Raw genomic sequence first — 12,554 nt, 5'->3', positions numbered from 1 at the left:
CCTTGATCCCCTTCAAGCACCTTTAAATCTGTGATTTTTTGCCTTCATGCCCAACTACTTTCCTTTTGAGAAGATAAGAAATAAGCTAAGTGGTTTAAGTTGCGGAGGAGCTGGTTGCGGGGAAGCTAGCTCCTTAGAAAAGAAAAATTATCATTACCAGGAAGGCTAGTAGATAAAATACCAGAGGTAGAAGAATAAGGGTTAACTTTATATAAGTAAATTACCATAGCGTGTCAAACTTTTTACCTGATAAGGATAAGGAAGGAAAGGGATATTCAGTGACAAGGGCTCAAGCCGTGGAGGAGCCAGGCTTTTTGAGACAAGAATTGTCATTATAAGGAAAGATACGAGAAAAAATACTAGCGGTAGTAAAATTGCAACCTTGAACTTGATCTCAATAAGTTCACTCTCTGGTGAATTCATATGTTTCCTTGTCAGCCAGTAAATAACGGTGGCAACCAAAACAACTAGGCCAATAATAGTGGATATTAAAACAATGCCCATATAAATACCGGCAATGTCGCTAATACTGGGGCCGCAACCTCGAGGGTCTGCTACTACAATGGCATAAATAAAAGAACCACCCAGGCCACACATGGTTATAGCCAATAAGGCAGCGACAGAACAAATGACCCAATATAGTACAAAGACTCGCCGCGCCTTCCCACGCCAACATATTACACTAAAAGCTAAAGTATGGATAGCTGCCTTTCTGAGGCTTTCAAATCTTTGCTTGTTTCAGTCAATTCCATCTGGGTCCGTTTGAGACGATCAAAAAGAGAACAGGGATATGCGAAAAAGACGGCAATTAAGAAGAAGCTAAAGATGTTGGATATCAAGTCATCGAGATGGTTAGTTAGTACCAGTTCCACCTGGGTGGATCCATTGACGAAAATTGAAAACCAGTAGAATAAGCTGCAAATAGCAGCGGTGGTAACCCCATGTGATAGAACAGAGCAGCTATAAGTACCGGGCTAAAGGAGTAGAGATACCAAGCATTTCGCCACCCACCCCCAAAGGACATCAGCAAAAGACAAATGAGAATATCTACTGCTAGAAAGCTCGTCCAGTGAGATTGGTTTCGGTAGATAACACCTTGAAAGAAGATCAAAAGGCAAACATAGATAAGAGCCAAGGAAAAGAGAAACCAGCCACGCTCAAAAGGGACAGCTCTGGAAGCCTTGAACAAGAGCAAAACAAATATGTGCAACAATGCTACCCAACGGTAAACTATGAGAGAAAGCCAGATTAACTTCCTTTCGGGTATACGTACCATGGTATCGGCTCACAAAAAGGTCAATACAAGGGCGATATATCCATGTGTTATTGTTCTTATGGTTCGACGTCCAAAGTTTTATCCCTCTTCTGAAAAAGTTTTCAAAAAAATTTTTCTTAATGATAAACTAAAAATGGCTAAATTTCCGGATTCAAGCCGTGTCTGCCCACAGGAGGAGAGATGGGATGAGTCTTAAAGAGTTCGAGCGAAAACTCGAGGCTTTATTCGAGGGTTTCTTCACTCGAAGTTTCAAATCGGGTGTCCAACCCATAGAGCTGGCAAAAAAGCTCGTGAGGGAGATGGAGAGGAACAAAACAGTCAGTGTTGCGAAAATCTATGCTCCAAACGAATACGCTTTGTACCTCAGCAAAGAAGATAAGAAAAACCTGGAACCCATAGAGGAACCATTGATAAACGAATTGAAGGATTTTTTGATGACGCAAGCAAAAAAAGATGGTCTCACATTCATAAGCCCCCCCGAAATTAAAATTTCCGCTCGAGACGATCTATCTCTGGGGGAAATGGTGGTGGAAAGTGGGCTCCGCGCCAAGAAGGGAGTCACCGTGCCCGCCGACAAACAGGCCGTGCCCAGGCAGGCCATACCTACCGGCATGCCATCTCTGCCCACGGGCCCGCCTGTTGGACGGGCAGGCAGGCAGGCGAAGCCAATAATGGACCAGACCCAAATGATCCCCGTGGAAGAGGAACCAATCTCTCCGAAGGGAGTCCTCATACTAAAAAGCAAAGGTATCAGGCGTGAATTCCCCTTAATCAAGTCCTTAACCACTCTGGGGAGGCTTCCTACAAACGATATCATCCTACCAGATCCCAATGTCTCAAGAATTCACGCAGAAATCAGAGTACAAGAAAGGGGATTGGTAATAAGGGACCTTAAGAGCACCAATGGGACATTCGTCAATGGGAAGAGGACAGAAAAGCAACTGCTTCGAGAGGGAGACCTTATAACCTTGGGAACCACGGAGCTCGAGTTCAGGAGTTCGGAGGATGTTTAATTTAGTTCTCCTCCTTCTTAAATACATCTTTGTTGGTCTTCTGTATCTATTTTTACTGTTCATAGTGGTAGTAATCTATAAAGATATCTCTGCCAAATCCCTCCATCCACGGTTAATCGTCCTTGAAGGTTCAGCGGAAATCGGCAAGGTCTTCCCCCTTCGAGATGGTTTAACAATCGGTCGCTCCCCCGATAATGACATCGTTCTCGCCAATTCCTTCGTTTCCCACATCCACGCACGCATCTTAGAAAAGGATGGAGCCTATCTCATCGAGGACCTTAACAGCACAAATGGTACATTTTTGAGGGAAAAGAGAATTTCGAAACCAGCTCAATTGAAATCAGGGGACAGGATCAGAATTGGGAAGACACTTCTGGAGTTCGTGGAGTGAGGATTGATGAAATTGAGATATGCCGCTTTGACCGATGCCGGTCGGGTCAGGGAAATAAACGAAGATGGTTACCTGGCCACGGGGAGAGTTTTCGCCGTAGCTGATGGCATGGGTGGACACCAAGCGGGTGAGATAGCCAGCACCATAGCCCTGAAAAGCCTGGAAAAAAGCTTAAAGGAATTGCCTTCCCGAATGAACATGCAAAAACGCATAAAGACCAGCATCCACAGGGCAAACCTTGCGATCATGGAAGAAGCCGGAGAACCCGGTCGATCCGGAATGGGCACCACCCTCACGGTCGTGGTCCCCACGAGGAACAGGATACACATTGGACATGTCGGCGATAGCCGGGCGTATTTATTCAGAGACGGGAAACTCCAAAGGCTTACCGAGGACCACTCCCTGGTCGCTCAGATGGTTAGGGATGGAAGGTTGAATCCATCGGAGGCAGAAATTCACCCCTTGAGAAGCGTGCTCACCAGAGCCCTAGGTACCCCCTCCGTTGAGATCGACCTATTCTCCACCGAATCGAGACTTAAGGATAAGATCCTTTTGTGCACCGATGGTCTGACCTCAATGCTCAAGGAGAAAGAGATCGGGGAGATCTTGAGCGAGAATCTCAATCCCCAAACCCTCTGCCAAAAACTTGTGGAAGCCGCCAATGACCGAGGCGGAATCGACAATGTAACGGTCATCCTGATTGAGATATCCGGAATCCCTAAAAGATCCAAGAGAAGAATCTTAACGGCTTTAAAATTGATTAAAATGTCTGGAAGAAGGGGAATATGGTCCCGGAAAAGATTCACATAAGGGTGGCCATCTTTGGCATACTCGCTTTATTGGTGTTCAGCGTGTTATTGGGAAGGCTTTGGTTTTTGCAGGTTTTAGCGGGTGAGAAGTATGCCAAGTTGGCCGAGGAAAATCGAATAAGACTGGTTGCCGTGGATGCTCCCCGGGGAACCATCTACGACCGCAAGGGAAATGTCCTCGTTGAAAACCGTCCCAGCCCCGCTATCTCCGTGGATCCCTCCATCGTGAAGGATAAAAGAGATGTTCTCTCCCAGCTAGCCGAAGTTCTTGGTGTAAGCATCCACGAAATCGAGGAAAAGCTGAAAGAGAAGAAGGATCCCTTAAAACCGGTGATCGTCAAGAAAAATGTGGATGAAGGAACCCTCGCTTATATCAAGGAGCATCAATCCGAGTTTCCCGGGGTTGATATTCAAATCGAATCCGTTAGAGACTATCCCAGAGGAAATCTCGCCGCTCACATTCTTGGATACCTTGGGGATATCTCGGAGGAAGAATTGAAAAAGGAAGAATATAAGCATCACAGCTTAGGGGATTTCATCGGTAAAACCGGGGTTGAAAGACAGTACGAGTCGGTCTTGCGAGGCGGAAAGGGAGGACGGCAAGTAGAAGTCGATGCCACCGGAAGACCCTTGAGGGTTCTCAGCAAGAAGGACCCTGTACCCGGCTACAACCTCACGCTCACCATAGATGCAGACATACAACAGGCTGCCGAAGAAGCCCTGGCAGCCGCCATCGAAACTGCTCATAGGCATGGGCACAAAGATGCAGCCGCTGGAGCCGTCGTGGTCATGGATCCCAGAAACGGGGAGCTATTGGCTTTAGCGAGTCATCCCTCCTATGATCCCCGTCTTTTCAAGGGCGGGGTTTCGAGCAAAGAGTGGGCGCTGTTAAACGATCCCTCGAGCCATTTCCCCTTAAATAACCGGGCGATAATGTGTTCATATCCCCCTGGTTCGACCTTTAAGCCCATCACCGCGATGGCCGGAATGGCTGAGCATCTGGTCTCGCCCAGAAGCGCCTTTAAATGTACCGGCAGATGGACTCGCTTTGGCGAGCGTTGGGCTAAATCTTGTTGGAAACGCTCCGGCCACGGAGGAATCGACTTGATCAGAGGAATCATCCACTCCTGCGATGTGGTATTCTATGAAATTGGTTATATGCTCCATAAAACCCAGGAGAAGTTCCAGGAATGGTCACGAAGGTTTGGATTTGGTACCCTCACCGGAATTGATCTCCCCTCGGAAGCCAAGGGAAGGGTTCCCGACAAAGCTTGGAAAAGGGAGCGATATAAGAATAATCCACGATACCGGATCTGGCTTCCAGGAGATACGGTAAATATCGCAATTGGACAGGGCGATTTGCTGGTCACCCCGCTTCAAATGGCCAATGCTTATGCGGCAATCGCCAATGGCGGCATTCTTTACAAACCTCATGTAGCCAAGGCTCTTTTAACTCCAGAGGGTAGGGTTTCCTATGAATTTAAACCGCAGGAATTGGGAAAATTGGAATTGCCCCCGGGGATCATCGGTGCTACGCAAATTGCTCTGAAGAGAGTGGTCTCTCAAGGAACGGCGAGTGGAGCCTTTGCGGGCTTCCCCGTACCCGTGGCCGGAAAGACCGGTACCGCCCAGGTCTTTGGAAAAGACGACTTTGCCTGGTTCGCATGCTACGCACCGGCGGATGATCCTCGATACGTAGCCGTAGTCCTTGTTGAGCAGGGTGGGCACGGTGGATCCACGGCGGCTCCAGCAGCCAGACGGATTTTGAGTCACATATTCAACGTGCCACTACCGGGACCGGTTGATGTCATCGATGTGTCACGATAAGTGTAGGAGTCAGGGATTAGAGTTTATGGGTTAGACATTAATTCATCTGAAGCGAAGAAGGCTCTTGATTTCCACCAAAAATGCCCTTTTGGTTTAAATTTTCGAATTTAGGATTTTTAAAGCCTTACTTTTGGAATTATGTCTAGGGTACAAACTGGCTGTTAATTGCTTCACAAAACGAGTGTGAGCGTAAATCCTGTAATTGAATCGCGAATGGAGTGAGCAGAGGTGGATTTGGTTAAGCTCGTGCGACGAGTCGACTTCATTTTAATACTTGCGGTAATTGCCCTGCTTTGCTATGGAACCCTCATGGTTTATAGTGCCACTTATCCCCAGGAGGCACAGGATCCATATTACTATCTAAAGAGGCAGATCACTTGGGTTATCTTGGGCATCTTAGTCGCAGTGACCATATCCTGCCTGGACTATAATTGGCTTCGCCCTTATACCACACCCATTTATATCCTCAACATAATTTTGCTGGCTTCCGTCTCCTTCGTGGGGCGTTCAACGTTGGGAGCCCAGAGGTGGATACCCATTGGTTTCTTTCTCTTCCAACCTTCGGAATTCGCCAAAGCCATGCTCATCATCACCCTATCCGCCTTCCTGGCCAGCAGAAGGGGAGAGATAACCTCAGCAAAAGACCTATCCCTGGCCTTTGCCCATATTGCACTACCACTTATCCTAATTTTTAAGCAGCCCGATTTGGGGACTGCTCTCGTTTTGGCAGCCATACTTATGGGGATGCTCCTGGTGGCGGGGACTTCACTCAGGAACTATGTGATCATTATCGCCATCGGCATTCTCATTTGCTTCCTCATAATCCACTTCAACTTACTCAAAGATTACCAAATGAAGCGTCTGATCGTATACTTGAACCCGGATATAGATCCTTTAGGCGCCGGTTATCACCTCCTCCAATCGAAAATCGCCATCGGTTCTGGGGGGTTCTTCGGTAAAGGGTTATTCTCGGGGAGTCAAACCAATTTGAGATTCGTTCCGGCACACCACACCGATTTCATCTTCGCCGTGATCGGGGAGGAACTGGGATTCCTAGGCGCAGCTATCCTACTCGGTTTATATTCCGTCATAATCGCCAGGGGGATAAGGATCGCCACCACGGCCAGGAATCTATTTGGAACGTTGATGGCCATCGGTGTCGTTTCCATGTGGCTTTTTCAAATTCTGGTCAATGTGGGAATGAACTTGGGAATCATGCCCATCACCGGCATCCCCCTTCCCTTCATCAGTTACGGAGGGAGCTCGATGATCACCAATTTGATCGCCACCGGTCTACTTCTCAACATCTATGCACGAAGGTTCAAGTAGCCACAATGTCTGATTACACTGATTAAAAAGCAGATTACACAGATTATGGAAAACAGAGACTCTCTTACCGAACGAATTATAGCCTGTTGTTATCGAGTTCACTCTGAGTTAGGACCAGGATTCAATGAGAAGATATATCACAATGCACTTAAATTAGCTTTTAACAAAGAAGGGTTAAAGCATGAAACAGAGAAACGATTTGAAGTTTTTTACCAAAGCAAAAAAGTAGGTAATTTCATTGTAGATTTAGTTGTTGAAAACAAGATTGTAATTGAAATTAAGGCAGTAAGTGGCAATATTCCGGATGTTTTTAAATACCAAATGCTTTCTTATCTAAAGGCATCTAATTTAAAAGTTGGTTTGTTAGTCAATTTCGGCAATAAGAGCTGCCAGATTAAAAGATTTGTGTTTTAATCTGTGTAATCTAATAAAATCTGTGTAATCATTATACGGGAGGTTACTTTGGTCAAGTTGCCCATCAAAACGAGAAAAATCGCCAAAGCCCTAAGGCAGGTGAGGAAGGAGGCCTCCAAGGACGTAAACATCCTTGTCGCCGGAAGGGAGGGTGTCGATGCCACCGGGCTCATCGAAGAGCTTGCACCCACCCATGAACAGAGGGCTATCTTTAAAACCCTAACACTTGAGGGAAAATCGACCGAGGAACTCATAGAAGAGGCCTGTGCCGTAGATTTTGCCCTGATTTTGCTGGATATGACCCAGCAATTTGATGTAGATACCCTGGCTTTTGTCGTCTGCCTGGCGGAACTCAAGAAACCTTTCCTCATCGTCGTAGACGATTTCGATGCTTCTGGCTTTGAAGAATTCCGTGAGCGAATCAAACAATTTTTGGAAATATCACCGACAAGGATCGTCTCCATATCCATCAAAAGGGGTCTAGGGATACGGACCTTGATACAGAAGATTCTGGATCGATGCAACAAAGAAATCGCCCTGGCATCAAGACTGCCTTCCTTCAGAGAAGCGGCAATAGAGAAGGTGATCAGGGAAACAGCCGCAAGAAATGCCCTCATTGGAGGGATAACCATACTGCCGGGCTCTGATATGCCCATCCTCACCGCAAATCAGATAAGGATGATCCTCAAAATCGCAGCCATTCATGGTGAGAAACTCACATTGGCTCGATGTAAGGAGCTGCTGGCGGTTGTGGGGGCGGGGTTCACCTTTAGGGCTCTGGCTCGACAACTCCTTGACCTCCTACCGGGTCCGGGATGGATAATCAAGAGCGGAGTGGCCTATGGAGGCACGGTGGCATTGGGGAGGCTGGCAAAGAAATATTTCGAAGGTGATCGTGGGTGAAAAGTGATTCGCTGGAGAAGATACTCCGGCTAGTTCAAAGGCCCGCAAGATATATAGACGGCGAATGGAATGCGGTGCACAAACCACACCATGAGGTCGATCTCAAGATCGCACTGATCTATCCCGATGCCTATGAGATAGGCCTGCCCAATTTGGGTCTACAAATCCTTTACGGGATTTTAAATGACGAAGACGATGTGGTCGCAGAAAGAGCCTATGCTCCTTGGATAGACATGGAAAGGATCATGAGAGAAAGGAGGATTCCCCTCTTTGCCCTTGAATCTCGCACACCTCTAATTTCCTTCGATATCTTGGGTTTCTCCCTTCAATATGAGATGACCTATACGAACATCCTCAATGCCCTCGATTTGGCGGGAATCCCCCCTTACGCAACCGATCGTGATGAAAGATATCCTCTGGTCATTGCGGGAGGTCCTTGTGCCTTCAACCCGGAACCCCTTGCTCCCTTCTTCGACCTGTTCGTGATCGGGGATGGCGAGGAGGTCGTCCTCGAGCTCGTGGAGGAATATAAGAAAGGTCGAAGGTTGAGGGTTGAGGGTCGAAAAAGGTCGAGGGTCAAAGGTGCAAAAGGGGAACTTTTGAAAAGATTGGCGGGGATTGAGGGAATTTATGTTCCCCAATTTTATGATGTGGAATACTACCCCTCCGGTCGGGTCAAAAAAATCCAGCCCAACTGCAGAGGCATCCCCAAAAGAGTCTCAAAACGGACGGTCAAGGATCTGAACGATGTCAAATTTCCCATGCTCCCCCTCGTCCCCTATGTGGATGTCGTCCACGATAGATGCTCCCTGGAGGTGATGAGGGGCTGCACTAGGGGATGCCGCTTCTGCCAGGCGGGCATAATCTACCGACCGGTGAGGGAGCGTTCACATAAACTCATCCTCAGGGCGGCGAATGATCTGCTGCGGGAGACGGGTTATGAGGAGATATCCTTGGTCTCCCTAAGCTCCAGCGACTATAGTCTCGTCCAACCAACCTTGAAGAAGCTCATGGACGACCACTCACAAAAGGGTATCTCCATCTCCCTCCCCTCCCTTCGGTTGGATACCTTCTCCGTGGAACTGGCGAGTCAGATTCAAAGGGTTAAGAAGACGGGACTCACATTCGCCCCTGAGGCGGGAACCCAACGCCTCCGGGACGCGATAAATAAGTGCCTCACCAAGGAAGATCTCTTAGCCACCCTGAAAGATGTCTTTGAATCGGGCTGGAGGAAGTTAAAACTCTATTTCATGATAGGTCTACCCACAGAAACCCAAGGAGATCTTCAGGGAATAGTCGATCTCGCCCATAAGATAGTGGACATCGGGCTCTCTGTCGCTCCCAAAAGGGAATGGAATAAAGTTAGAGTTACCTTGAGCGTAGCCTCCTTCGTTCCAAAATCGCACACGCCCTTTCAATGGGTTGCCCAGAATCCCCTCCCCGAACTCGAGAAAAAGATCGAATTCTTAAGGAAAAACCTCCAAAGCAGATACATCTCCCTGAAATGGCAGGATCCCAAATTGAGTGTTCTGGAGGCCGCTTTGGCCAGAGGTGATAGAAGATTATCCAAGGTCATCGAAAGGGCTTTTAAGATAGGCTGCAGATTTGATGCCTGGACCGAGCAATTCAACTTCGATAAATGGCTAAAAGCCTTTGAAGAGAGTGGTGTCTCCCTCGATTTTTACGCCTATAGAGAGCGCTCCCGTGATGAGGTCTTCCCCTGGGATCACATAAATTCCGGGGTGAACAAGGAATACCTATGGAATGAATACCAAAGGGCCTTGAGTCAAACTCCAACCGAGGATTGCCGAACAGGTCCATGCTCCGAATGCGGAGTTTGCCAAACATTCAAGCTAAAACCGGTACTCGAAAGGGAGGAGTTATGCACCTCGCACAGAGAAGAAATCAAGAAATAGGCGCACTCCTCCTAACCTTTCTCCTGGTACTCGCGGGTTTCACCTCGGTTCTCGTCTCTTGCGGAGCCGCCCCTCGAGATGCGTTCACATTCGCCGGTGCTCTAGCTTTCATCTTCATCGCCATCCACCTCTCCACAAGGAAATTGGTGCCCTTTGCCGATCCCACCCTCATTCCCATCATGGCACTGTTGACCTTCACCGGAGTGACCATGATTTATAGATTAAAGCCTGGACTTGCGGGCTTCCAATGCCTGTGGGTTTTGCTTTCCGCATTCGTCTTAATCAGCCTCCTCATGCTCCTCAAAGATTATAAAATGCTCGAAAATTACAAGTACTCCTGCGCTCTGTTGGGGCTAATGTTGCTCCTCTCCCCAATCTTCTTCGGATATGAGAGATATGGAGCCAGATTATGGCTTAAATTTGGTTCCCTATCCTTCCAACCTTCAGAAATAGCCAAGATACTTTTGGTCGTCTTCTTTGCGGCTTATCTCGAGGAGAAAAGAGAACTACTCTCGACGGGCGTCCGTCGATTTCTTCGAATGGATGTGCCCGGATTCAGACATTTCGGTCCTCTGCTCATCATGTGGATAATCTCCTTGAGTATCTTGGTCTTTGAGAAGGATTTGGGCTCATCCCTTCTATTCTTTGGACTATTTTTGGGCATGCTTTATGTGGCCACGGGAAGAAAAGCTTATGTGGTCGTGGGCATACTGCTATTCATGTTTGGTGCAACGAGCTGTTACTACCTCTTCGGCCACGTACAGACAAGGATAGATATATGGCTCAATCCCTGGAAAGATGTCGGGGGAAAGGGTTACCAGATAGTCCAGTCTCTCTTCGCCATCGCCAGTGGTGGAGTCTTCGGCTCTGGATTGGGATTGGGTTATCCCACCCGCATCCCCGCAGTCCACACCGATTTTATCTTCTCCGCCCTCTGTGAGGAGTTGGGACTTGCAGGGGGATTCGGGATTATCCTGGCTTACCTCCTGTTCATCCACAGAGGATTTAAGATCGCTTTAACCTGTGAGGATGAATTCGGTAAACTCTTGGCGGCGGGATTAACACTGGTTCTTGCCCTTCAGACCCTCATGATCATCGGAGGGGTAACGAGACTCATCCCCCTAACGGGGGTTACCCTTCCCTTCGTGAGCTACGGGGGGAGCTCCATCCTCTCAAACTTCATCTTGGTGGGACTGCTCCTCTCCATCTCCAACGAATCCAGTCGAGGGAAGAGATATGAATAAATACATTCGCCACCTCATCTTGCTTTTCTCATTGGCTTTCATAGTTCTATGTATGAACCTCACCTATCTCCAGGTCTTTGCGGCTCAGAGGATAGCCTCCCATCCCAGAAACATCAGGGGGATGGAAAGAGAGTTGGCCATAGCCAGGGGAGCAATTTTGAGCTCAGATGGTCAAGTCCTGGCGGAGAGCAAAAAGGTCGCGAATCGGAGATATCAGCGCATCTATCCCCAGGGGAAAATCTTCGCCCCGTTAACCGGGTATTACAGCCTGCGTTACGGAAGGAGCGGTTTGGAGGCAGCCTTCAACGACCATCTCTTGGGTAAGAGAGAAATTTCCTCCTTCCAGGATTATCTGAGCTACCTTGTGGGAGAAGAAAAAGCGGGACATACGCTGATCTTGACCATCGATTCTCGCCTTCAGAAGGTGGCTGCCAAAGCCATGGGTAGCCAAAGGGGAGCGGTAGTCGTCTTAAATCCAAAAACAGGTGAGATCCTGGCAATGGTCTCAAATCCCTCATACGATCCAAACCCCCTGGTCAGTCTAAATATTGAGAGGGAAACCCAAGCCTGGAACGAACTCATTCAAGACGAGGCAAAGCCCCTCCTCAATCGAGCTCTGCAGGAGTGGTATCCCCCAGGTTCGGCTTTTAAACTCGTCACCGCCTCCGCGGCTCTTGAAACAGGACTGGTCGAACCATCAACCCAGTTTGCCTGCACGGGTAGACTCAAGCTTCCCCTGACTAGACACACCCTGCGCGACTTTGGTGGGAAATCTCATGGGAAGATCGACTTCGCCCACGCACTCGAATTATCCTGTAATAATACCTTCGGGCAGATCGGCTTGAAGCTGGGAGCAAAGAAGCTGGTGAATTACGCCGAAAGATTTGGGATAAACCTCAAGGTTCCCTTCGAATTGCCGGTGGTGGAAAGCAAAATCTCCCAGCCCGCCGAAATTGACCCACCGGGGACGGCGATGAGCGCCATAGGTCAGAAGGATGTCCGCCTGACTCCGCTTCAGATGACCTTGGTGACCGGGGGCATCGCCAACCAAGGTGTGATCATGAGACCATATGTCCTCAAAGAGATCAGGGATTACAGTGGGAAGATTTTGAAGCATTACCGTAGCGAAGAGTGGCTTCGACCGATATCACCAAAGACTGCATCGACCTTGACCGAGCTCATGAAGCGGGTCGTGGAATCGGGTACGGGAAGGGGAGCCGGACTTAAGGGCATCTCCGTGGCGGGTAAAACGGGGACAGCACAGGTGGCGAACGGGGCCCCTCATGCCTGGTTCGTTTGCTTCGCCCCGACCGATGATCCACAGATCGCCGTAGCCGTGATAGTTGAAAATGGAGGGAATTTAGGCAGTGAGGCGACCGGCGGTCGAGTCGCCGCACCCATAGCAAAGCAGATCATATCCGCATATTTATTT

11 protein-coding genes are annotated in these 12,554 nt (G+C 48.5%); all 11 read left to right on the top strand.

Annotated elements, in window-relative coordinates; genetic code table 11:
* Positions 1–1,069 precede the first annotated feature (1,069 nt).
* Positions 1,070–1,252: a hypothetical protein gene (locus AB1466_04235; GenBank protein ID MEW6189306.1), complete on the top strand. Its 183-nt coding sequence runs from the start codon at positions 1,070–1,072 to the stop codon at positions 1,250–1,252.
* A 209-nt stretch (positions 1,253–1,461) separates the two neighbouring features.
* Entirely contained in the window at positions 1,462–2,289 is an 828-nt protein-coding gene (locus tag AB1466_04230; protein ID MEW6189305.1) for a DUF3662 and FHA domain-containing protein, read from the top strand.
* Positions 2,282–2,680, top strand: a complete 399-nt coding sequence (locus tag AB1466_04225) for an FHA domain-containing protein (GenBank protein ID MEW6189304.1) — start codon at positions 2,282–2,284, stop codon at positions 2,678–2,680. Before AB1466_04230 ends, AB1466_04225 begins: the two co-directional genes overlap by 8 nt.
* 6 nt (positions 2,681–2,686) lie before the next feature.
* Positions 2,687–3,490, top strand: a complete 804-nt coding sequence (locus AB1466_04220) for a Stp1/IreP family PP2C-type Ser/Thr phosphatase (GenBank protein ID MEW6189303.1) — start codon at positions 2,687–2,689, stop codon at positions 3,488–3,490.
* Entirely contained in the window at positions 3,466–5,316 is a 1,851-nt protein-coding gene (gene mrdA / locus AB1466_04215) for a penicillin-binding protein 2 (GenBank protein ID MEW6189302.1), read from the top strand. The genes AB1466_04220 and mrdA overlap by 25 nt, the downstream gene beginning before the upstream one ends.
* Before the next feature lie 228 nt (positions 5,317–5,544).
* Positions 5,545–6,645 carry a rod shape-determining protein RodA gene (gene rodA / locus AB1466_04210; protein ID MEW6189301.1) on the top strand — a complete coding sequence of 367 codons (1,101 nt, stop codon included), beginning with the start codon at positions 5,545–5,547 and terminating at the stop codon, positions 6,643–6,645.
* Between the two features lie 45 nt (positions 6,646–6,690).
* Positions 6,691–7,059, top strand: coding sequence for a GxxExxY protein (locus AB1466_04205; GenBank protein ID MEW6189300.1), 369 nt, complete (start codon positions 6,691–6,693; stop codon positions 7,057–7,059).
* 57 nt (positions 7,060–7,116) lie between these two features.
* Positions 7,117–7,962: a DUF697 domain-containing protein gene (locus AB1466_04200; GenBank protein MEW6189299.1), complete on the top strand. Its 846-nt coding sequence runs from the start codon at positions 7,117–7,119 to the stop codon at positions 7,960–7,962.
* Positions 7,959–9,878 carry a TIGR03960 family B12-binding radical SAM protein gene (locus AB1466_04195; protein ID MEW6189298.1) on the top strand — a complete coding sequence of 640 codons (1,920 nt, stop codon included), beginning with the start codon at positions 7,959–7,961 and terminating at the stop codon, positions 9,876–9,878. The genes AB1466_04200 and AB1466_04195 overlap by 4 nt, the downstream gene beginning before the upstream one ends.
* Positions 9,845–11,122, top strand: coding sequence for an FtsW/RodA/SpoVE family cell cycle protein (locus tag AB1466_04190; protein ID MEW6189297.1), 1,278 nt, complete (start codon positions 9,845–9,847; stop codon positions 11,120–11,122). Before AB1466_04195 ends, AB1466_04190 begins: the two co-directional genes overlap by 34 nt.
* On the top strand, positions 11,115–12,554 hold a 1,440-nt coding region (locus tag AB1466_04185), incomplete at its 3' end, for a penicillin-binding transpeptidase domain-containing protein (protein MEW6189296.1). The genes AB1466_04190 and AB1466_04185, both read left to right, overlap by 8 nt.

It is taken from the genome of Actinomycetota bacterium (genome assembly GCA_040755895.1).
Taxonomy (GTDB): Bacteria; Actinomycetota; Aquicultoria; order Subteraquimicrobiales; family Subteraquimicrobiaceae; genus Subteraquimicrobium.
Note: the sequence above shows the minus strand (reverse complement) of the source record. Positions and strands in the feature narration are given on the sequence as shown.

Excerpts from the sequence above, each read along its gene's own strand:
- AB1466_04230 (MEW6189305.1), top strand. The coding sequence starts at position 1,462 with ATGAGTCTTAAAGAGTTCGAGCGAAAACTCGAGGCTTTATTCGAGGGT.
- AB1466_04190 (MEW6189297.1), top strand. The coding sequence starts at position 9,845 with ATGCACCTCGCACAGAGAAGAAATCAAGAAATAGGCGCACTCCTCCTA.
- AB1466_04205 (MEW6189300.1), top strand. The coding sequence starts at position 6,691 with ATGGAAAACAGAGACTCTCTTACCGAACGAATTATAGCCTGTTGTTAT.
- mrdA (MEW6189302.1), top strand. The coding sequence starts at position 3,466 with ATGGTCCCGGAAAAGATTCACATAAGGGTGGCCATCTTTGGCATACTC.
- AB1466_04225 (MEW6189304.1), top strand. The coding sequence starts at position 2,282 with ATGTTTAATTTAGTTCTCCTCCTTCTTAAATACATCTTTGTTGGTCTT.
- AB1466_04220 (MEW6189303.1), top strand. The coding sequence starts at position 2,687 with ATGAAATTGAGATATGCCGCTTTGACCGATGCCGGTCGGGTCAGGGAA.